This window comes from Affinundibacterium baiyunense (genome assembly GCF_018139645.1).
GTDB classification, from domain to species: Bacteria; Pseudomonadota; Gammaproteobacteria; order Burkholderiales; family Burkholderiaceae_D; genus Undibacterium; species Undibacterium baiyunense.
The window spans coordinates 406,934-429,368 of record NZ_JAGSPM010000002.1 but is presented as its reverse complement, the minus strand read 5'-3'; the positions used below and the strand labels follow the sequence as shown (position 1 = coordinate 429,368).

General features: G+C 45.7%; 19 protein-coding genes. 9 read left to right on the top strand and 10 right to left on the bottom strand.

The genetic code is table 11. The annotated features are described in order from the left end of the window. Positions 1 to 100: 100 nt before the first annotated feature. Positions 101 to 1,051, bottom strand: coding sequence for a DUF6279 family lipoprotein (locus tag KDM92_RS05070; RefSeq protein WP_212683295.1), 951 nt, complete (start codon positions 1,049 to 1,051; stop codon positions 101 to 103). A gap of 247 nt (positions 1,052 to 1,298) precedes the next feature. Between KDM92_RS05070 and KDM92_RS05065 the strand changes: the two genes are divergently transcribed. From KDM92_RS05065 to KDM92_RS05045, 5 genes are all read left to right on the top strand, one after another. Beyond that, positions 1,299 to 2,558 carry a putative Na+/H+ antiporter gene (locus KDM92_RS05065; protein WP_212683294.1) on the top strand — a complete coding sequence of 420 codons (1,260 nt, stop codon included), beginning with the start codon at positions 1,299 to 1,301 and terminating at the stop codon, positions 2,556 to 2,558. Between the two features lie 109 nt (positions 2,559 to 2,667). Beyond that, the gene (locus KDM92_RS05060) at positions 2,668 to 3,855 is read left to right on the top strand and encodes a cation:proton antiporter (protein ID WP_212683293.1); all 1,188 of its coding nucleotides are present in this window, start codon (positions 2,668 to 2,670) and stop codon (positions 3,853 to 3,855) included. Between the two features lies 1 nt (position 3,856). Then, positions 3,857 to 4,981: a YbdK family carboxylate-amine ligase gene (locus KDM92_RS05055; protein ID WP_212683292.1), complete on the top strand. Its 1,125-nt coding sequence runs from the start codon at positions 3,857 to 3,859 to the stop codon at positions 4,979 to 4,981. 49 nt (positions 4,982 to 5,030) lie between these two features. Further along, on the top strand, positions 5,031 to 5,477 hold the full coding sequence (locus KDM92_RS05050; RefSeq protein ID WP_212683291.1) for a hypothetical protein: 447 nt from the start codon (positions 5,031 to 5,033) through the stop codon (positions 5,475 to 5,477). 9 nt (positions 5,478 to 5,486) lie between these two features. After that, entirely contained in the window at positions 5,487 to 5,798 is a 312-nt protein-coding gene (locus KDM92_RS05045; protein WP_212683290.1) for a hypothetical protein, read from the top strand. A 316-nt stretch (positions 5,799 to 6,114) separates the two neighbouring features. Here KDM92_RS05045 and KDM92_RS05040 read toward each other — a convergent pair whose 3' ends face one another. The 5 genes from KDM92_RS05040 to KDM92_RS05020 form a co-directional block, all read right to left on the bottom strand. Then, complete coding sequence (locus KDM92_RS05040; protein ID WP_212683289.1) at positions 6,115 to 6,618, bottom strand: hypothetical protein; 504 nt, start codon at positions 6,616 to 6,618, stop codon at positions 6,115 to 6,117. A 238-nt stretch (positions 6,619 to 6,856) separates the two neighbouring features. Continuing rightward, a complete protein-coding gene (locus KDM92_RS05035) occupies positions 6,857 to 7,942 on the bottom strand; it encodes a DUF5694 domain-containing protein (protein ID WP_212683288.1) in 1,086 nt (361 codons plus the stop codon). A 307-nt stretch (positions 7,943 to 8,249) separates the two neighbouring features. Further along, positions 8,250 to 10,418 (bottom strand): TonB-dependent receptor plug domain-containing protein, encoded by a 2,169-nt coding sequence (locus KDM92_RS05030; RefSeq protein WP_212683287.1) that lies wholly within the window; start codon positions 10,416 to 10,418, stop codon positions 8,250 to 8,252. Between the two features lie 421 nt (positions 10,419 to 10,839). Further along, the gene (locus tag KDM92_RS05025; RefSeq protein WP_230408173.1) at positions 10,840 to 12,405 is read right to left on the bottom strand and encodes an eCIS core domain-containing protein; all 1,566 of its coding nucleotides are present in this window, start codon (positions 12,403 to 12,405) and stop codon (positions 10,840 to 10,842) included. 342 nt (positions 12,406 to 12,747) lie between these two features. After that, positions 12,748 to 13,656, bottom strand: a complete 909-nt coding sequence (locus KDM92_RS05020) for a LysR family transcriptional regulator (protein WP_212683420.1) — start codon at positions 13,654 to 13,656, stop codon at positions 12,748 to 12,750. Between the two features lie 184 nt (positions 13,657 to 13,840). On the opposite strand from KDM92_RS05020, the gene KDM92_RS05015 reads away from it, so the two are divergent. Beyond that, a complete protein-coding gene (locus tag KDM92_RS05015) occupies positions 13,841 to 14,617 on the top strand; it encodes an SDR family NAD(P)-dependent oxidoreductase (RefSeq protein WP_212683286.1) in 777 nt (258 codons plus the stop codon). Between the two features lie 142 nt (positions 14,618 to 14,759). Here the strand turns inward: KDM92_RS05015 and KDM92_RS18550 are convergent, their stop codons facing one another. Beyond that, entirely contained in the window at positions 14,760 to 16,928 is a 2,169-nt protein-coding gene (locus KDM92_RS18550; RefSeq protein WP_230408172.1) for a DNA/RNA non-specific endonuclease, read from the bottom strand. A 255-nt stretch (positions 16,929 to 17,183) separates the two neighbouring features. On the opposite strand from KDM92_RS18550, the gene KDM92_RS05005 reads away from it, so the two are divergent. Continuing rightward, on the top strand, positions 17,184 to 17,561 hold the full coding sequence (locus tag KDM92_RS05005) for a hypothetical protein (RefSeq protein WP_212683285.1): 378 nt from the start codon (positions 17,184 to 17,186) through the stop codon (positions 17,559 to 17,561). A gap of 76 nt (positions 17,562 to 17,637) precedes the next feature. Here KDM92_RS05005 and tmpT read toward each other — a convergent pair whose 3' ends face one another. Continuing rightward, the gene (gene tmpT / locus KDM92_RS05000; protein ID WP_212683284.1) at positions 17,638 to 18,279 is read right to left on the bottom strand and encodes a thiopurine S-methyltransferase; all 642 of its coding nucleotides are present in this window, start codon (positions 18,277 to 18,279) and stop codon (positions 17,638 to 17,640) included. A gap of 130 nt (positions 18,280 to 18,409) precedes the next feature. Here tmpT and KDM92_RS04995 point away from each other — a divergent pair, with 130 nt between their 5' ends. Together KDM92_RS04995 and KDM92_RS04990 are read left to right on the top strand one after the other, a co-directional pair. Next, complete coding sequence (locus tag KDM92_RS04995) at positions 18,410 to 18,814, top strand: helix-turn-helix domain-containing protein (RefSeq protein WP_212683283.1); 405 nt, start codon at positions 18,410 to 18,412, stop codon at positions 18,812 to 18,814. Positions 18,815 to 19,200: 386 nt separating this feature from the next. Further along, positions 19,201 to 20,142 (top strand): hypothetical protein, encoded by a 942-nt coding sequence (locus tag KDM92_RS04990; RefSeq protein WP_212683282.1) that lies wholly within the window; start codon positions 19,201 to 19,203, stop codon positions 20,140 to 20,142. Positions 20,143 to 20,526: 384 nt separating this feature from the next. On the opposite strand, the gene prfH is transcribed toward KDM92_RS04990, so the two are convergent. Beyond that, entirely contained in the window at positions 20,527 to 21,150 is a 624-nt protein-coding gene (gene prfH, locus KDM92_RS04985; protein WP_212683281.1) for a peptide chain release factor H, read from the bottom strand. After that, positions 21,147 to 22,307 carry an RNA ligase RtcB family protein gene (locus KDM92_RS04980; protein WP_212683280.1) on the bottom strand — a complete coding sequence of 387 codons (1,161 nt, stop codon included), beginning with the start codon at positions 22,305 to 22,307 and terminating at the stop codon, positions 21,147 to 21,149. Before KDM92_RS04980 ends, prfH begins: the two co-directional genes overlap by 4 nt. Between the last annotated feature and the right edge of the window lie 128 nt (positions 22,308 to 22,435).

The window sequence follows — 22,435 nt, the reverse complement described above, 5'->3', positions numbered from 1 at the left end:
AAAGTAAGTGACAGCATAGACTGACAGTAATACTGTGATATAGGAAAAAGCGATCATTGCACAATAACAATTTTACCGAAAAGTAAACTCGGCTATGCTCTTATTTTCGCGCGATAAGATACTTGCAGTCATCGATCCAGCCTTGCAACTTCTTATGTGCATGTGCTTTCTGTTCTTGCGAAGAAGTGCGAATAATTTCGACCATCAATTGTTGTATAGCTGCGCGAGAAGCTTCTGCTTGAGCGCGCTGCTCATTCGATTCGGATCGTTCAAAATTAGCTAAGATTGCCGCTTGTATCATCGCTTGCGCGACTTCGCGATTTGGTTTTTCATTTTGAATTTTGCTCAACAACTGTAAGACTTCTCGTTGACGCGACTGACTGTCTTCTAACCATTGCGCATAATTGGGTGGATACTTTTCCAAATAGCGTGCGATGATCGCTTCTTGCTCACGGCTGACACTGCCGAGCCAATCATCGGTTTGATTGACGAGTTTTTTAAAACGCGCCTTCACTTGTTTTTCAGGCGTTAGCTCTAAATACTTCTCACGAAAATCTTCATTATTCTTTTCAAACTTGCGTGTCAAATGCGCCTTCTGTGAAGCATCCATCGCCAATGCAAAATCCGTTAACTCAGGTAAAACTTTTAGCGCTATCGCTTGTGTGTATTGTTCAACTTGCTTAAAACTAGCTTCGAGTTCAAGTGGTCCCGGATTCGACGCGAGCTTGGACTGCAACTGCGTCAGTGTTTGTACATACTGCGGCAACTGGGTACTGCGATGCCAGCTCAACAACTGCGCTATATCTTGCTTAGTCTTGGCCTTTTGTGAAGAACGAAAATCGACATAACCGTCCAACCACCAATACACCACTGTATCAGCATTCGAGTAAGCAAGCCGCGCTGTACTACAACTCCCTAATAGCGCGAATAACATCAACAGGATTAGTAGTCGCAGCCATCGAAATGGACGCGCACCAACATATTGATCACGCATCGTTTGTTGAAATAGTGTCGTACTCAATTCATTCCCCTCTATTTGCATTTGCTGCATTTGTCTCATGAACTGAATGCATGATGACAATCCGAAAAAGGACTAATTAAAAGGACTAGGTAACCAATGACATGAATCATACCAAAAGCGCAGAATCGACGTTGAGTACGCTGATTTGCAGCGAAATTAGGCAGACTATTCAAGCATGCTGTAATCGGTTAGAATTGGCTCGGGTGCGCATCCTTGGTGATGTAGCAGGTTTCAGCGACGGTCGGGCCGCCTCGCTGCTTCTTTACGGCGGATACCCATGACGCATTTCAATATCGAGCTAATTGCCGCGGTCATTTTTGCAATTGCTCTCATCCATACCTTTTCTGCAAAACAGTTTGAGCGTTTATCGCATCGCTTTCCACGCCATGCGGGTTTATTTCATTTACTAGGCGAAGTCGAAGTCGTATTTGGCTTTTGGGCTATCGTCTTAATTTTTTGTATGACGGCGATTAGCGGTGGTGATCAGGCTTTGGCCTATGCCGAATCGCGCCAATACACCGAGCCACTATTTGTATTCGTGGTGATGGTGGTTGCCGCATCGCGGCCAATTTTGGAGTTGGTCATCAACACAGTTAATGGCATTGCGCGTGCGATGCCATTGCGCACCTCTTTAGTCAGCGCTTGGTTAGGATTGGCAGCGGTGCCCTTGTTTGGTTCCGCTATTACCGAACCGGCTGCGATGACGATTGCCGCCTTGATGTTAGCGCCGCAGGTATTCCGATCTGAAGTACCAGAGCGCATCAAGTATTTTGCGCTCGGCGTACTGTTTGTAAACATTTCGATAGGCGGCACCTTAACTTCGTTTGCCGCACCACCGGTATTGATGGTCGCTGCAACTTGGCAATGGGATTCCGCATTTATGCTAGCGACCTTTGGTTGGAAGGCTGCGATTGCCGTACTCATCAATGCTAGTCTCGCGGTCTTCGTCTTACGCAAATATTTGCCTGATCAAATCAAGCAAGCTAGTACCGAGACAAAAAAATCAGTACCGATTACGCTGACGATCGTGCACATTGCCTTCTTGGTTGGCGTCGTCATGTTGGCACATCACCCAGTCGCGTTTCTGGGCTTATTCTTGATGTTTCTTGGCGTGACACAAGCTTACGAACGTCATCAAAATCCGCTGATTATCAAAGAAGCCTTATTGGTCGCGTTTTTCTTGGCGGGCTTGGTGGTACTCGGTGGACTGCAACAATGGTGGTTGCAACCATTAGTAGCGAATATGTCGCCAAAAGTTCTATTCTTTGGCGCAACTGCGTTAACCGCTGTCACCGATAACGCAGCGCTTACCTATCTCGGTTCATTAATTAGCGGTATATCCGATCAAGCCAAATACAGCCTCGTTGCTGGCGCAGTCGCGGGTGGCGGCTTGACCATGATTGCCAATGCCCCAAATCCAGCCGGGGTCGCCTTGCTCAAGCGCGGCTTCTCTGACGAATCCATCGGTGCAGGTGGTTTATTCATCGGCGCATTACTACCAACCGCCATCGCGATTGGCGCGTTTATTCTCCTTTAATTCAACGGCGTTTGCGCTAGCGTTTTAGATACCAAGGCTGTCCTCCATAGTCTTAGTGTCTAGCTTGCAAACGCCCAAGCCAGATCAGCTAGCTGATCGAAAGGACATCATGCTCGAACTCACTCAACTTCAACATGACATGGCTTGGCCATTAAGCATATTACTCGCATGGATCATCGGTGAATTTGTCAATCGATGGCTCAAACTACCGCGCATTAGTGCTTACGCAGTAGTGGGCTTTTTATTGGCGCCATCTCAACTCGGATTGTTACCAAGCAGCCAATCACCAACAATGCTGTTGATGGCGAATATCGCTTTTGGTTTGATCCTGTTTGAGAGTGGTTATCGGATCAATCTGCGCTGGCTGCGTAGCAATCCTTGGCTGACCGCAGCTAGCCTGACTGAAGCGGTGTTAACTTTTATCTGCGTCTATTTCTTGGTGCTCGCTTTCGGACAAACAGAAACCACCGCGCTATTGTTGGCAGCGCTATCCATGGCAACTTCGCCCGCTACGATTTTGCGCGTGATCAATAAACAAAAAAGTTCTGGTCAAGTGACGGAACGCGTATTGCATTTGTCGGTGCTTAACTGTGTGTTGGCGGTATTGACCTTTAAAGTGATCCTAGGTCTGGTGATCTTTAAAACCTCTGGCAATATCTGGAATGCCAGCTATAACGGCTTAATCGTCTTACTCATTTCAGCCGCACTAGGCGTCACGTTTGGCGTACTCATACCTGCGGTGCTGCGTAAAACAAATCGCTTAAACCAAGATGGCACACTCGCATTTACGATTGCAATCATCTTTATCGTTGCCTTGACGCACAGCTTAAAACTATCGCCGGTACTCGCGACCTTAACATTCGGTTTGGTGGTGAGGCATCGCCGTATTATTTTAAATTCTTCACAACGCGGTTTTGGTGCACTCGGTGATTTGTTAACCGTGATGCTATTTGTGTTTATCGCCGCAACAATCGAATGGCAGCAAGTGCTTGCTGGTATGAGCTTGGGCTTAGCAATCATATTCGTACGTCAGTTAAGCAAGACCATTGGTATCAGTATTTTTTCTCGGGTTAGCGGCATCTCTTGGCGCAAAGGTGCGTTAGTCGGCATGGCAAGTCTGCCGATTTCCACCTTTGTGATCTTGGTGTTAGAGCAAACCAGATACATCGGTATCGATTTAATCGACCAACTTGCGCCGCTAGCGGCGGCCGCCTTTACCTTAGAAATTATCGGCCCGCTATTCGTACAACGTGCCTTGATTTGGGCGCAAGAAGTTCCAGAAAAAAAGGAGGCGTAAGATGGCGCTAGAACAATTTAAACAATCTGCAGCGCTCAGCATGGGTGTCGAACTAGAACTGCAATTAGTCAGTTTAAGCGATTTTGATTTACAAGCTGCCAGCCCAGATATGTTGGAACTACTATCGCGCAAAGCTTTTCCAGGCGTCGTCACACCCGAAGTCACTGAGAGTATGTTGGAAATTGCGACCAGCGTGCAAACCAATCACAGCGGTCTACTCAGCGAATTAAGAGAGATGCGTGACATCTTGGTACAAGCTGCCGACAAACTCAATATTGGCATCGGTGGTGGTGGCACGCATCCGTTTCAAATCTGGTCAGATCGTCGCATATTCAAGAAACCGCGCTTTCAAGAAGTATCTGCACTCTACGGTTATTTGACCAAGCAGTTCACTATTTTTGGACAACACGTACATATCGGTTGCACCAGTGGCGACGAGGCATTATTTCTATTGCACGCTTTGAATCGCTATGTTCCACACTTCATCGCCTTGTCGTCGTCATCGCCCTTTGTTCAAGGACATGACACCCTGTTTAACTCGGCTCGACTCAATTCGGTATTCGCATTTCCATTAAGTGGTCGCTCACCGTTTTTTCTGAAATGGGATGAATTTGAAAATCACTATTTCAAAAAAATGGAGCACACCGGCGTCGTCAAAAGTATGAAAGACTTCTATTGGGACATTCGCCCTAAACCCGAATACGGCACGATAGAACTGAGGGTCTGCGATACGCCATTAACGGTAGAACGTGCGGCGGGTTTGGCTTGCTACCTGCAAGCGCTATGCAAATATCTGTTAGAACGCAATGAACCCAATCCCGCCGAAGACGACTATTTAGTCTATAACTACAACCGTTTTCAAGCATGCCGCTTCGGGCTAGACGGCACCATCGTCCATCCCAAATCCTATGAACAAATGCCACTACGCGAAGACATCTTAACCACCTTACGCAAAATCCAACCACATGCCGATAGCTTAGGCGCGAGCGAAGCCATAGCCCACATCTATCAAGCAACCCACACTGGCAGTGACGCCAGCCTATTGCGCGATGAATTTGCGCATCGTGGCAGTGTTGAAGGGATGGTTGATTTTTCTTTGCAGAAGTTTAGGCAAAGTGCGGGGTGAATATTAGTTTGTCACCAATTTATTTGCTCAACTGAATTGAAAGCGACACATGGGTCTCATTCACTATTTAGCGATGACCGTCATATTGTTGGTGGCGGCCTATTTTATCGCCCTGGGTTTCATTGCCTTGATTAAACCATCGCTGGCAGCGCGATTCTTGCTCGGCTTTGCGCAGAACATAGTCGTTCATTACTGTGAATTGTTATTACGGTTGATTGTTGGCTTCGCCTTGTTGCATCAAAGTGCCACGATGCAATTCACCAATGCGATCAAATTGTTCGCTTGGACACTGATCTTCAGCACCTTGGTCTTGTTCGTTCTGCCGTGGCGCTGGCACCGCCAATTTGCGCAAAAAGTTGTGCCTTATGCCAATCGTTATCTATCCGTGATAGGCGTCATCTCTTTGACTTTGGGCATTAGCCTCATCTTCGCTCTCAATGCGAGCGCACAGACGCCTATCGTCGCGCCTAGGATTGCACAGACATCACACTCATAACCGTCAACATTGGGCGAGCGTGTGCCGTTTAGTGTCATCAGTAAGGCGAATTCTTTTCAGTATGGTCCTGTGTGTATCGATGCGGCGTGTCGTGGGCAGGGCGTTTTTCCGCGTTTGTTTGAGACTATGCGTTTGGGGATGTGCGCGCGCTATCCTATTGGCGTGACCTTCATCAATCGCCTCAATCCACATTCTTACCATGCGCATACCAAGAAACTGGGGATGACGGTGATTGATGAGTTTGAATTTAATGACAGGCCGTATTATGGTTTGGCGTTTGATATGGCGCGCTCGGTATTGCCTAACAAGGTGTCGCCATAGTTGAACCTATTTGCTGTTTATCTCGTCTATTGCGCGCCTCTCTATCTACGCTTCTGCGCAACAATCTCACCAAGAAAGAAAATTCTCGAATGAAGCTACAACAGTTTACTTTAGGGCTGAAGTAGCTGCGGACTTTGTTGATTAATACGGTGTTGCCGCGTGAGTAGATTTAACTGACGTACAGTTGTGCTCCCTTCTCTTCGATTCATTGGTATCGACAAAAGTACCGATTCAATTGAAAACTCTCTCACGCTTGCGAGAGAGAGAATTGATTTAAGAAAATAGCTCAACGGTTGAATTCAATCGAGCTAGTCCATCATGGCGTGCACAAAAACAAGTGCGGGCGCTTGACCAACACAGTCTCTGCGAGCTCTACTGTGGATTTGATGTTGGGATAGGCTTGTTTCAATTCCGCTTCTATCCCAGGATAATTCCTACGGAGTTCAATCGATTTATTTTCTGTATAAATAAAATTGCCGATGTAGGTGATTTGACCGGCAGGCACATGAAAACCCTGTACTTGTTCTGAATGCGGATTTGGCAGATTAAATGGGCTATACGTGTAATAGCCGGGGGCGAGATCGAATGCAAAGTATTGCAGCGAATTTGTCTCCTTCGATACCGAGGCGCTCATCCTATTAAAACGCCAGCAATTGCCGGTGATTGCTTGCTTCTCAAGACTGTATTCGTCAAGACTAAGAGAAAATCGTGGGTAGTTCCACACACCTTCCACCGCAACGCCAACAATTGCAATCCCGCGATCTTGCTTAGGGTTGATCACTTTTGCGTGAGGTATGGCGTCAACATTATTTAGTAGCAAACATCCCTGCAAGGAGCTTAACATCGTAACGATAGCAAGTTTTTTTATCGGCAATCGCATATCTGTGAACTTTGCTGTGCAGTGTGCGCAGTAGGTGAAGAGAACGGAAAGTGTGTCATCGGCGTGCTCAGCCGATTCAGGATAATGATAGCGTCAATCTTTAAAGCGCATCGTACTAAATTGAAGTTGCTGATCAAGCCAGCGCAAATTGATCTGGCTTGGTTTCTAACCCATGCGACTATTTAAGTAGCTTTGCTGAGTCGACTAACTGTACTTCATGCATCATGTTTAAATACGCATCGAAATAAGGTTTATGGGAAGAGCCAACCACGCTTAACACACGCGCGCCCGGTTGATTAGCAAATGCGCTGCGAATATTCGCGACCATCCGTAAATTGCGCGTCTCCCACCATGCAACATACTGACGGCCATACAGTTCCGGCGTTGCATGTCGAATGCCACCACCGAAGTCTGCTTTGATAAATGCACGCACTTTGGCCGGATCGTTATAGAAGCGATACAGGTTCAACACACCTTGTGCGGTATCCAATTTCGCTTCCAAAGCTTGCGACTCTTTTTTCTCAGGGATACGAATCTTGCTCCACATATCTTGCAAAGCTTCGCCATATTTTGGTCCTGCCCGATCTGTAATATCGTCAGCGGTATGATCATCTGTTGCATAAACACGTTCTAAGCCTAATCTCGCAGCTAACACCGCAGCGACTTCAAAATTTTCATTCGAGATAGGAGATTCTCGGTTTAAAAATTTCAGCATGCTTTCAGCAATGCCATCGGATGCTTTACGCTCGCTTGCATCTAGTCGTAACCATTGCACTAGGGCGGATGCCCTATCATTTGCGGCTAAGAAAACCGCGATCAAACGACGGCGTTCCGCTGGGCTTGGTGTCGTACTGGGCTGCTGCGACCAGGTTTTTAAGGTCGATTGAATTTCAATCAAGGCTTCTTGCAAACCCAAGCCGATCGCCTTCTGCGCAGGCGCTGGGTCCCAACAATAGTCTTTAAAAACATCTGGATGCGTCAACGCATTAGTCCGCACGAACTCGCATTGCTCGCCGGATAGAGCTTCAATCGTAATAATTTGCGGCTTAAATTGCGCCAATCGATCAAGCAAGCTCGATAAGTTTGCGCGATTTAACTTATCGCCATACGCACTCAAATGCGGCGATCCCAACACCAATACTTGGGTCGGTTTGCCATACACATCTTTTTTCCACGCACGCGGATCAAAGTCAGCGGTTTGCGCCTGTGCCACGGTGTGAAATAAACTGGCGCAAGATGCCAAAGCCAACAAGGTTTTTTTCATAGCTAGTCTCCTCAATGATGAAAGTGAGATGAGCTTATCAAGCCAAGAAAATGATAGAAATAGGAGAGTGATAGAGTGCTAAATGGAAGGGATGCACTGCACATAGTTACGATTGAAATGCAGCGACTCTTTTTTGGAATATGCCTTGCAAAAAGAAGTTTCCTCGGCCTTGAAGAGACGATACACAAAGCAATCAAGCCTTACGACTAGACGTTTTATAACAAACGTCTATCGCAAGGCTTAGTAACATCACTGCTTGATCCGCCGTACCTTTTAAGTATCAGCGTTTCAATCTAAATTACATCAATTAAAACTTATACTCATACGTCATACTAACGTTACGTGCTGTCGGTACAGCGCGTGCTGATTGGCTGCGTGTATTACCCACACTAGCGTAGGTGAGGGAATCATAAGCCGAACCACCCAACAAATTATTCAAAGCAAAACGAATTTGACTTTGTTTGTCGAACTTCCACAGTGCATACACATCCACATTTTTCGGTGTCTTCACGTATTGACGCTCGGTCAAGCTAATTTGCTGCCAATGTGAATCTTGAATTTTTGCACTGACACCAGCAGTCAAAGGAATATCTTTTGCACGATAGTTCGCACCAAAAGTAACGACATATTCATACGGTGTGAGTGAATTATAGGGTGTCGCCAAATCCTTCACGTTTGACCAGAAATGAGAGTAACTAGCAGAGAAATCCATATCAGGCGCATTATCCATCCAACGCTTTAAAGGAAATTGCGTGGAAAGTTCCAAGCTTTGACTTTGTGCCTTGCCTGCGTTCACAAACTGCTTCCAATAAGATTTGTCCGCTTCAAACACGACTTCACGATGAATATCTTTAATCGCTTGCGCTTTTGCACGAATGGCGTAATTGAGACCATCTTTACCATTGTGTTCAAACGCTGCATCAACGCTCCATGAGAGTTCTGGACGCAGATTTGGATTACCGACAATGTTCGGGCTTTCGATCGAATTGTTGATCACATAGATCTTCGGCATCAACAGTTGTGTACCTTCTGGTGCTTTAAATGTACGCGATACGCCAAGACGAATTCGCTCTGTATTTTGTGGATCGAGCTGCCACATGGTTTGAATCACAGGGCTCAACACACTAGCGCGATTAGTAACTTTTTCACCGTCATTGTTTTCAGTACGAATGCCTTGTGATTCCCAACGCAAACCGAGTGATACAGAAGAATTTTTCTTAAACTTCCAATCATCTTGTACGAAGAATGCGGCATTATCCATAACCGAATTAGCGCTATGTGGACGATAAATCGGGTTTTGATTCGAAACAAATTTATCGGTTTGATTATTATCCACATCGACATCCGCACGCCATCCTGACCAACCGATGATCAGATCATGTTCGGCATTGGTTGGAATATTCAACTTACCGTTGGTCATACCAACGATGACATGCACATCGGTATTGAGGTCACGATTGAATTTCAGTGTGCCGTCAGGCAAATAATTTTGTGAGCGAGAGCGTGCAATGAAATTTTGTGCTTGGAAACCGGCAGTTACGTCAACACCAATTTGATTCTCTAAAGTTGTGACGGCCTTAAGATTACTGCCAAAGTTGGTCCCACGATTGGTATCTTGTGAAGTCGTTTTACCGATTTCAAATACACGCCCCGATAAGTTTTTGTACTGGCTAGTGCTATCTGAATCAAAACGGTTATGCGCAACAATCGAAGTCGAGGTCAGATTGATGTTGGAATCAGTTTTGTATTGAATGCGTGGAGAAATACGCAGAGATTCATCGCTACGCTTGCTGTTAGACGTATTTTGGAATTGGCTCTTGCTACCGGATAACAGATTTTCATTCACATAATTTGTGGTCGAATCGTCTGGTTGACCAGCACTCATACGGTCTTTTGATAAGCTGACGCTGACGGTATGCGACAAGTTACCGTTTTTATCTGAATGGAACCAATCTACGCCACCATTGTTCTTGAACATGTGACCAATGCTAGCTTTAATGCTGTGCTGCTTATTGGATGCCGCTTTCTTCAAAATGATATTGATCGTGCCAGCCATCGCTTGTGTACTAAATTGCGCATTCGCACCGCGATAAATCTCCACACGCTCGATCATATTCAAAGGAATATCTTCAATCGTAATGCCGCGTGGCGCTTCCCCATCAATCAAAATTTGTGTGTAACCTGCTGCCATTCCTAACAAGTGCAATTTATTGTTGGTCACTTGTACGCCTGGCACGCGCTTCATCGCATCAACGATATTGTTATCGCCAAAACGCGTCAGTTCTGCATTGCTCACGATAGAACGTGAAGCGGTTTCTGTACGTGCGAATTGTTCTTGTGATTTACCTTGCACTTCAACACGTTGTGTTTGTTGTGGCGCTTGCGTTTTAACTTCGCTGGGCTGCTGTGCCTGCGCAGAAGCAGCAATCACGTTGCAGAGAATAAGAGTAATAAGTGAGCTTTTGGATGTTTGCATGATCGTCTCGAATTAAAAAGTAACAGCAGAAATAATTGGCTAGCTGTTGATGGCTCGCACTGTATCGAATTTCTATTTTTGATTTAAGCGATATGCGACGAAACGACAAAAAGTGGGCCTGAAAAAACGATTTTCCATGCCGAACATATTTCAGAAGAGTGATGAAACGCGGATTTTTAACGTCAAAAAAGTTCGTTTAGAGCGCTGGCGATAGTGTAGAACGATTTACGCAATTGTGCTTGCGGTGGGAAGTTTGATGTCGATGAAGAGAAACCTTAATTCACAGTAACGGCGTGTGAATTAAAGTTCGTGAATATTGCAAATAGGTAGATAAAGTGAGCTACTTCTATTCCATCCACCTATTCAGAAAAATTAGAACCTGCAATGAAAAATGCCATGTTGACGTACGCAGAAATCAGAATCAGCGTTCTCGTTTATATACGTTGTACCAAGTATTACTTGGTTGATTTTCATAAACGTGGGTTTTGATTTTATCCACCGTTGCGTCCGGCACGTCGTCCGGCTGAAAGTGGCCAGAGCTATTGGTGACTATGATGTCATACTTGGTCACTGTCCTTCCCCATTTTTGACGCTCACCTAAATTGTTGACGTGGATCGTTCCAGCCGTTGTCACATCAGGGTCTCCGCCAACTAGGGCAGGATGTGGTAATTTCTCACCGTTACGATTTGCTCGTTTAATCTCATCATTGTGGTGTACGTACATAAGTTCCGAACTACTTCCAGCGAGACTTGGAATCTCGGTGCCATTCTCCATCCGGTAATGCGCCATTCGTCTATAAGTGATTTCTCGATTATTTGTAACGGCTGTGGTCATGCGTGCTAATTTCGAATTATAGCTACCACCGCCAGTTGCAATCGCGTTGTACGATGGTCGCCATGCACTAAAAATATTGTTATATTCGGCATGCAACAAGTCCGCAGCGACTGACTCAGGTCGTGTTTGTTTGCGTTGAATTAAGCTAGCGGTATCAGATTTCACTTGTAAAGGTGTAGCACTTACCTTATCACTTTGGCCTAGTTGCAATGCTTTCGCACCCATCACATCTGCCTCGTTTTCCAGCCCCACATCGTCGTTCACCGGCACCCCGAGCTTTAATTGCATAGTTGGCTTGACGCGCGACTGCGCCTGTTGCACGACATGCCAAGCTTCATGCGGCAAATGCTGCTCTTGGCCAGCGGCTACATGAATCTCATTCCCTTGTGCGAAGGCATGCGCGTTGAGCTGAGCAGGTCGATCTGAGTTGTAATGCACTTGAACATGATCCATATTCATGCCAGAAAGTGCTTCTATTCCTGCTTTTAGTTGAGTAGGCAAACCGGAATTGTTTGTTAAAGATGCTGAAGATTTCTTTTGTAATGCTGTATGTGTTAGTGATTTTTCCTGAACTAGCTCCTCGTCTTCCGCTCTTTGAACGGTAACAAATTTCCCTTGGACGGGCTCCTCTTCTTCTACTTTTTGTACCGTCGCGAACTTTCCTTGTACTAATTCTTCATCTTCGGCTCTTTGTGCAATTTCAAATTTACCTTGCACAGGTTCTTCATCTTCGACCTTTTGCAAAGTCGTAAACTTTCCTTGTACTAACTCTTCATCTTCGGCTCTTTGTGCAATTTCAAATTTACCTTGCACAGGTTCTTCATCTTCGACCTTTTGCAAAGTCGCAAACTTTCCTTGTACTAGCTCTTCATCTTCGGCTCTTTGGATAGCTTCAAATTTTCCTTGTACCGGCTCTTCGTCTTCGACTCGCTGAAGCGTTATATTGCTTGCCCCATTTAAGGCGTCTTTGCGTTCTTGAAGTTGCGCTGCTTGGACGCTTGCATTCATCATGTCTTGTCGATTCGCTTGGCGCGAAACAACTTGGCGCTGGTCTAACATGGAACTAGTGGCCAATGCTGGTCTGCGCGCTTGAACTGTTTGGCTCGCGCTATCTGCGTGATGATTTGATGTGGCTGCAATTCTTGTTTTCATGATGCATCCTTGTTTTCGAAATAACATTGGCTAACTAAATGGCACAATAATTTAAGTGGCAATCAGAAAAATCTAGTTGCCTTTCGTATCAGCTTTTGCCTACGTCCAATTGGTGCAAAAAGTCTTGTCACAACTCAATATGAATCGAGCAATTTTTATGCCCAGAATCACAGCACATTTATACTGAATATAAGACAAAGTTTAATGAAAAAGAATGATTAAGAGTTAATTCAATGCATGTAAATTGACTTGAATCGTTTTACAAACATGTAAAAACCACGATTTGAGCGCAACTCAAACTGAGTTGACACGAAAAGTGCAAATTAAAATACGAGAACGATTCTAATTAGGCAGCAAATGTGGCTTTAGCTTGTCACTCAACCATTCGATAAATTTCTGTGTGCGTTTCGCCAAATGACGACGATCAGGGTAGAGGATAGAGACTGGCATTGAGGGCGCTTGGTAGTCGGGCAGAATCGAGACCAAATTTTGTAGACTCGCCGCGTGTAATTGTCCAAACTGCGGCACCTGAATAATGCCAAAGCCAGCCTGACACGCGGCGTGATAGGCGTCGCTGTTATTCACAGTCATCCCACCTTTCATCGCCAAGTAATGGGTCTTGCCAGATTGTTGATATTCAAAACCGAGCGACTTATTTCCAAAGTTACTCACATAATGAATCAAAAAGTGCGCTTGTAAATCATCGAGCTCGCGTGGCGTTCCCCACTGCGCTAAATAGGCTTTACTGGCTAAATTGACTTGCCCCAAATAACCCAAAGGGCGGGCAATCAAGCTACTGTCATGCAAAGTGCCGACCCGCATCACACAATCAAAGCCTTCTCGAATCAAATCCACTCGACGATCGGTACAGCTGAGTTCTATCTCTATCCCTGGATGCAGTGCTAAGAATTCTGGGAGCGCGGGAATCACAATGTTTCTCGCTGCGGCGACTGGTAAATCAACCCGCAAACGTCCATTCAAAGGTGTTTGCTGTGAATCAAACAAACTCGTCAACTCTGCAAAATCATGTAGTAAATCTTTGCTGCGGTCGTAATACAACATGCCATCTTGCGTCATTTGCACGCTGCGTGTCGTTCTTTGTAGTAGCCGCGTGCCCAGCTGCGATTCGAGCTGCTTAATTGCTTCTGACACCGTCGCTTTCGGCAAATTCAAACTGTCTGCCGCTTGTGTAAAACTACACAAGTCAGCCACCCGCAAATAAATACGCATTGCTTCTAATTGATTCATCAGACTAACCCCATCACAACAGCACAAACGAAAAGAATTAATTTTGTTCGATTTTTCTGAACAGTGTAAACAAATTTAGCCCATTTATCGACATGAATGATCAATTTAAACTGCGCAATATCCAATGCTCGTCTTGAGTGTGGAACTGATTTTGACGACAGAACAAGAACTGAAAGGAAATAATAGAATGACGAAAATAGACGAATCCTCACCAAGCATCGCTTTGATTACAGGTGGTAGCCGCGGTTTGGGAAGAAGTGCAGCACTGCATCTGGCAAGACATGGTGTCGATATTATACTCACCTACCAACAACAAAAAGATGCGGCTCAAGCGCTGGTGCAAGAGATCCAGCAACTAGGACGTAAAGCAGTTGCTATACAACTGGACGTTGGCAATATCGCCAGCTTTCCTAGTTTTATACAAAGTCTAAGTGAGGCACTAACCACGCAATGGCATACTGATCGATTTACGATGTTACTCAATAATGCGGGTATAGGTGCGCACCAACCGTTTGCTGAATTCACCGAAGCACAATTCGATTTATTGATGAATGTACATTTGAAAGGCGTGTTCTTTCTCACCCAACAATTGCTACCTCTCATCGAAGATGGTGGCCGCATCTTAAATGTGTCGTCAGGTTTAACTCGCTTCTCTCTACCTGGCTACAGCGCATATGCCGCCATGAAAGGCTCAGTTGAAGTGCTAACACGCTATTGGGCAAAAGAACTTGGTGGCCGAGGCATCAGCGTCAATGTGCTGGCACCTGGTGCTATCGAAACCGACTTTGGTCACGGCGCAGTACGAGATAACGCTCAACTCAATCAGTTCGTTGCCAATCAAACAGCCTTAGGACGCGCTGGCTTACCAGACGATATTGGCGCTGTCGCTGCGGCTTTGTTGGTACGAGATACGCAATGGATTAACGGTCAACGTATTGAAGCTTCTGGCGGGATGTTTTTGTAAGTAAGCATAACTCATCAAATCCGCTGAAACCTAAAATCATCAGCATTACTGCAACCAAGTTAATTGTCATAACACAGCAAGACCTTTTACTATTGCTTTAATGACTCAGACGGTGAAGTTTAAGGGTTTGGGATTGGGCACCTCACAGTTTTAAGTTAGGATCCAATTCCAAACTGAGCATTTTATTCTTTTCTTTCACTGGCAAGTTGGTCGCCCTCACCACGTCAGCGAAATCGGCTTTGGTTTTGCTACCCGAACTAGTCATATGATTTTGAACCGCTGCGACAAACGATGCGCCTTTCGCTGCATTTGATAAGAATGCTCTGGTTGCAAGCGGCCCCCCACCGTTACCCCGAAGTATCAAATAGTCTTTTGATTCCTCTTTAGCGGCTTTATCGATAGGACCGTCAGATTTATTTCTGCTTCTAACAGGTCCGCCACTACCTTTTTTTCGCTCCACCTTCATAAGGTCGTCGAACATCCGCCCTATACGAATCGACACTTGTAATAAATTCACTTTGGTATTGGTCGTCGGTAACACAGACGGTGTCATTCCTTTTGGTGTCGTGGTGGCGGTGGGCTGATCACGGAGATCTTGCGGTTCAGGTTGGAACATAAAGCCACTAAATGATGGCTGCTGTCCCATATGAATCATGGTTCCACCGAATGTCGTAGCAGTTTCAAAATACCCAGCAAGAAATCCTGAATTTGTGCGTTTAATTCCTGGCCGTGTATGTTGAGCACTACTATTTGGTTCAATTACAAGGTCTTGAGCAGTTTGCTTCGATGACTGCAAATTGTGAAAATGTGCGCCCTTATTAAAGGCGAGCAATGGAATATTCTTTGTCCCACCTTTATCAACCGTTCCAGTCCAAAATGTTGGCACCCAACGTCTAAAAGTAACACTAGTGTTCTTTAGATCAGTAGCTGTTTGATTTCCTTTCGTGGGGAGCATATTCAGGATCGCACGATTGATGACACCCGCATCAACAAGTTGCTCACCTGTGCGGACATAATCATCCCCCTGATATTCAACCTTGACGGAATAATCGAACTTATGACCATGTGACATCAAATGCTCTGGCACACTTTCCCAACCCCGCATCAAGCCCTGGTTGAAATTTTTATTCTCTTGCGGCGCAAGATTACCGTGCACATCTGCTGTTTGCCCTTCCATCAAAGTATGTTCGACAAGATGGCCACCATCATAGGTATTGCCCAGATTCTGTCGATTGAAAATGGCGCGCTCCATCACTCCAAAATGACCGTATGGACCGATCACTGAATTGTCTCGATTTTTTGAGTCCGCCTTAGAACTCGATTTTGGGTCGATTGAGGCGACCACCTCTCCCGCTCGAGAAAACGAGCCCGAATAGGTGGAGTCATTAGGCAAAATTTTCTGCAGGCTATGAAAGGTGTAGCTCTCACTCAATCCTGCACTTTTGAAAAATCCTTGAAATGCGGCGTGGAGAGAGGCTAGCGGTGTTGCCGCGTTTAGCTCGCGAGGTGAGTTAGACTTAAACTTCGATTTACGCTGCATCAACGGCTCAGACGCAAGACCATATTGTTGCGCGCCTCCCAATTGTAATCTCTGCTTTTGCACCTCGAGGTCATGATTACCCTCTGTACTCATCTGTACAGCACCAAGGCTTAGGGCTTTCGCCCCCATCACATCCGCCTCAGTTTCCAAACCCGCATCATCATTCACTGGCACCCCAGTTTTCATCTGCATCGTGGGCTTAACGCGTCCCTGCGCCTGCTGTACCACATGCCAAGCCTCGTGCGGCAAATGCTGCTCTTGCCCAGGTGCGACATGAATCTCACTACCTTGTGCATAAGCATGCGCATTTAATTGGGCTGGTTGCGCAGAGTTATAGTGAACTTTCACATGATCCATGCTCATGCCTGATAAAGATTCAATACCCGATTTCAAATTATCAGGAAGACCTGTCTTATTGGGCTTTGGAGATGCGGCTTCTGTCTCTCTACGTTGAACTATCAAATCCTGCGTCTGCGCTTGAATTGCTTCTTCATCTTCCATCCTTTGTAGTACGGACGCATCGGTCATAGCACTCATGGTTTTCAGTTGCCGACTACGCATACTGCTTTGCGCCAGTTGTCCGATCACTTTAAGCTGTCGAGTTTGCACACTATCGTTGGCGATATCTTGTAACTTACGTTGACTTGTCGCTTGTAAACGCTGGTCAACAAGCTCAGGTTGCACTTCATAGGTCGCCGCTTGCTGAACACGAGCGTGTACAGATTTTGTCGCATCGGCATGTGCATGCTGCATAGGTGCTGCTGTACTCATACTTGAACTCGCTCTCTATATGAGCTCGACAGTTTTAAAGTCGTGCAAAGTGAAAAATATACACCTACTATTCTATTGTTTTTACCAATTTAATTTCAAGTATGTAAAATATTTTTTCTCACAACATTCTCTTTTGCTGTACCGAAAGGTAGATGCAAACTTTATGTTCATAACATGAACCAGATTTGCTGAGAACCATATTCACATTAGAAGTGCATCATTCGTCTGAAAATACCTTCATCTTCCTTGTACCGCATGAACTTTATTTATACCGTGATCGTAATCGTACTTTGTGTTTGGGCAATCACTATTTCACTGAACGGGATTGCTGATTCAATTTCTCTCGATACCTATCGAGCACAGGCGTTAAAGCAGTTTATGGAATATCGTACACATTCCGCGACACTTGAGTTCATTCTTATTGGCGCAGAAGCAGAGATCATCAAATCGAGCGAAGATATTGTTAATAACGAGGGCTGGATTATGTCTTACTCTCTCACATGTTATGCCCGAAACGCTCACGGCGAATATTTTATGTTTGTCTCAAATTATGAAGATAAACCATTCTGCAAACACATAAGTCACGCAAATGCTAAGTTAATTTTAGGACACAAATATCGAAAGCCAATTTGAGTTGTTTTTAAATTGGATGATCAATATAAGCCGCAATACATGATCGACTGAGCCGCGAATTATCTCGCGCTAAGAATCATTCATTGCTACGCAAGCAATACACCGACTCAGTCGCGGATGTTTTTCCTTTCATACCACCTTCTACCTCAGCGGTATGCAAGTCCTCAATCGCATAAACGCCTCCGTAGTGTTGTTGTACTTCTGATCGAGAGATTGAAAATGGTGGACCATCTACGACGTTTTGATCGTACTCATAGGTGATTAACAATTGCGGCGCGTTGTGACTAAGATCTAGTAGATGCTTGGCATACGCTTGACGCATATTCAATGGCAAGGCGACCAAGGCTGCGCGATCATAGATCGCATCAATGCGGCCTAGGTGTTCTGCCGTAAGCTTAAAAAAATCTCCAACAAAAATACGCAACTGCGTAGTTTGATAACAGCGCATGCCTAGTACATCGCTGATCTCAGGCTGCACACCCAAATCTGCAAATAATTCTTGCACTGCGACTTCACTCAATTCCACACCAACTACCTGCAATCCAAGCTGCAAGAAGTAACTGACATCTCTAGTCTTACCACACAAGGGCAAGAACACAGTTTGCCCAGCGTGCAAGCCGAGGGTCGGAAAATACGCGGGCAAATACGGATTGATCTGCTCGCGATGAAACCCAATCTCGCGGCGTTGCCATTTGTCGTGCCAAAATTGTGCATCCATATCATCCTCGCTAAATTTGATTAAGAGAACCCTGTACGCACAGCAAGTTGCGCACGAGTCTCATCGATTGAAGACATTAGCATACAAGTTCAAGTACACTTGAAGTCAAGGATTTTTTTGGAGTAAGACGATGGACATAGCCGAAGTGGTCAAACAAACTAGCATCCCCGCCTCACGTTTGCGTTACTACGAAGAACTCGGTCTAATCAACAGTCACAGTCGCAAAGGCCTGCGACGTCAATACGCGCCCGAGGTTCTTGAAACCATCGGATTTATCATACTGGCGCAATCAGCAGGTTTTTCGCTGGCGGATATCAAAAATCTGCTAGTCCCCGCAACACAAGGCAAACAACAACTCAAACGCGACATGCTCGCCAACAAAGCGGTAGAAATCGACCGCCAAATCCGCCAGCTACAGGCAATCGCGAAAAGCCTACGCCATGCCGCCGTGTGCCCAGCAAGCAGCCATTTTGAATGCCCGAGCTTTTTAAAACTTATGCGTAATGCGATGAAGCTTGGTAAAGGAGCACGCTAGGATCGATTTATAGGAACAGTGACAGCACCAAATTGGCTGACTGGCAATGCTATCGGTATCACGGTTTTTACTATTGGATTATTAGTGAGTGCCAAAAGGCGAGGCCATATTGTATTACCATCTTTTCAGTCGACAGTTTCGAAGAAATGATGCGCGAAGCTTGTACAGAGATCAAAAAAATCTTAGTGCGCCTGAAATCACATCCTACGAAGTGGTATCTAAACGAAACTTTCCTTCTCCTTTTCTTTGTTGGGAAGCGAGCGACTAGCGGCTGAGTCCACTGTCTGGTCGCAAGTGCTAGTACTTTTATGCTAAAAATTGTCGTACTAATGCAAGTTTCTTACACTAGCTGTCTTTACAGGCCGATACTTTCGACAGAGATACTTATGTTCTTATTCACTATCAAACCACCACGTGCATTCACTCTATTCGCCCTCGCAATGGCAGGATTGAGCTTGAGCGCTTGCCAAACCGTACAAGATCAGCGCATACCGCTGCCAGCAGACTTTGAACAACGTGCTGAAATAATCACCATACGCAAGCCCATCGCACAATACAAAGACCAGCACTTCGAACAAAACACGCAGCAATTTTTGGTGCGAGCCATGCATATTTCACGCGAAAAATCTGAACGCAGTCAGCAGCTTTTTTCAAGTAGCGGTATCAGTGGTTTACAACTAACCGGGGCAGATCGCTTTACCCGCTTTTTGTGGAATGAAGTCTTAGGGATGCGTTCGACGATTCGGCAACAGTACAAGCTCGCAAGCGAACGTACATATCACTTTCAAGTGGTTCCCGCGGTAACTTCTACGCTAAATCAAGAACCAGTCGATGTGCAATGCCAACTCTATCAACTTGATGATGTCGCCCATGTAGAACAACAGAAGCGTGACCGCCAAGGCAGGGATAGAAATACCACTACGACAGAACGCGATCGACTCTACAGCTTTTTACGCTGCGAGCTGATCTTGCAAGATCAAGTCTGGCAACTCGGTCTTGACGCCGAAGGCAGTCAACTACCAAGTATAGAATTAGGACGCCCTATTTCCGGGAGTGCAAACGACTTCTACCTGATCGAACATGAAAAAGGACGGCAATTCTTAGTCAATGGCGAATGGCGCAACTTACCATTCACCGTTGCCGCCACATCCGGCCTGCATTTTTACAAAGACAATGCGCATGTCGCGGCGATCTCATTTGAAGGACAAACACCAAAAATCTGGATAGAAAGAAGCAATGATACAAACGCGAAAAAAATACTCTTCGCCACCTCTTACGCACTCATGATGTATGACTGGCTCGATCAAGAATGGCGTAGTCCGCTTTAGGTAAATTGGAACATGCTGACTAAGCTCAACTCTCGAACTTAAGGTGGATGCAACGCATCCACCGAATAGTACGTGTCACAGCAAGGCTTTATCATCGCATTGTCTTCGTATCAATCGCAATACGCCTTTGTGAAATCACACCCACATTTCATGCATTGTCGGACCACATAACCAGCATAGTGAGTTCCATTTGCAGTTCTTTTCCCTTGATAGAAAGCAGAGGCACCACAATTTGGACATCGAACCCGGAACACTAAAACATTGAAAATAGCGGTACGAATGTCTAAAACATTCATACCTGCTATTTAACTACCGCAAAATTAAATATGCCTTATATACTCAAGTAGTCACTGCAATTATCGGTTTCGAAACCTACACACTCCATCATCGACGCCTAAACTCAAGACCAACAAACACCAGACTCGCACCGCCACGTTCTAATTCGAAATGACTCAATCGCCGATCACGGTTTTGTTGAAGCGCTTGCTGCTCGTCGCGCTCTGCTAATTTTTGCGCAATCAAAAGCTGCGCCAATTTTTTATTCGCGTATTGGCTGCGTTCGGTTTGCACCTTCACGCTGATTCCACTTGCCAGATGTGTGGCGCGGATCGCACTGTCGGTTTTGTTGACGTGTTGCCCGCCGGGGCCGCTGGCGCGACATGCTTGGAATTTGATGGTGTCATCAACGATGCGCCCTTCATTTTGAAACAAGCGCACACCAATGAACCAATTTTTGCGCGGATGTCGCAAACGATAAGGGCTTGCACATATCCATTGCACGCTGCCTTGCCACTCTTGTATCCATGTGATCGACGAATTTTCACTTTCCACTTCAAGACTCAACAACAAAGATTTGTAATTGGACGCACGCGCAGCACTAACGCTCTCGATTAATTCGAGGCTACAAGCGTGGCGTTTCGCCTCGGCTTGTAAAGCTTGCCAAGCCTTCGCTACGGCCAAACAACATTCTTCTGGCCCCTGACCCGCGGTGATTTGTACTAAGATCATACGCAGCACCCTCCTGAAGTTTTATAACTGATCAAAGGCTTGAGCTTGGCAACCACCTTGATTAAACCCGCTTCTTGCAGCGATGTAATCACACTGTCGATGGGTTTATAGGCCTCGGGGGCTTCTTCAAAGATCAAGCCTTTGTCGTGACACACCACGCGACTGTCTAGCGCAGTTCTACTTAATTGCGCCGCCGTATAGCGTTGCTTGAGACGTGCTTCACATTCGCTACGCATCCACTTTCGACCAGCGCCATGTGCAAGCGAAAATAGGCTATGACTCGCCAACTCGCCGCGTACAGCTTGCACCACAAAAGAATAATCACCACGTGAACCCGGGATCACGATTAAACCCTCATCCGCAGGCGCGGCGCCTTTTCTGTGTATAAAGCCACGCACACCATCGATGCTCACTTCACTCAAGAAATTATGATGAATATCTAATACAGTTTCAGCATCCGTCGCCAAATTCGCACAAATACGCTCGGCGATTAAACGTCGATTGCACAACGCAAAATCTAAAGCCTGCTGATGTTGCTGCCAATACGCGATCGCGGCGGTATCGTCTTCAGCCAGCCCGAGATGCCCAAACTGATCAATATGCTCGCGCAAAATATGTCCACCCAAACCGCGTGAACCGCTATGCACCAACAACATCACTTGTTTGCGATCCAAGCCATGTGCGGAAAAAATGTCTTGATCAAACACTTCGATGATTTGCTGTATCTCGGCAAAATGATTGCCACCGCCTATCGTACCCAAGCTTTGTTCAAAACCACTATCTTGCAATTGAAAAGAGCGCACGCGCTCGCGCCAAACATCGCTTTGCTCGATCAAGGGCGCATCGATATTGCCTAAACGTTTCACTAATTTATCGAGCGAGATCTTAGCAATCGAGAGATCGGTTTTTAGCAAGCGCATACCGCAACCGATGTCGCCACCAATCAATGCAGGGTAAAAGCGACCAATCGAAAAGAAAGCCGCGCCCACAGGATAGCCGCGCCCCGGATGTAAATCAGGCATACCAACCACTCTGTGCATGCCAGGCAGTTTTGCTGTTGTTTGTAATTGCTGGATTGCGCCTCCTTCAATCCAAGTTTTTGGTGAGGCGATCACAGAAACATTTTCTGCGATGATTTGTAATGAGGAATTGCCCATTCGGTTTCAACCTGTAAAAGTGCAGGTCGTCGCCAGGACGTGTTGGTCGTAAATCTATTTTGCTAAAAATCTGCTGAATCTGACTCTTCAGATTGACGAGGTAAAAGAAATACGCTTAAGCCTGACGT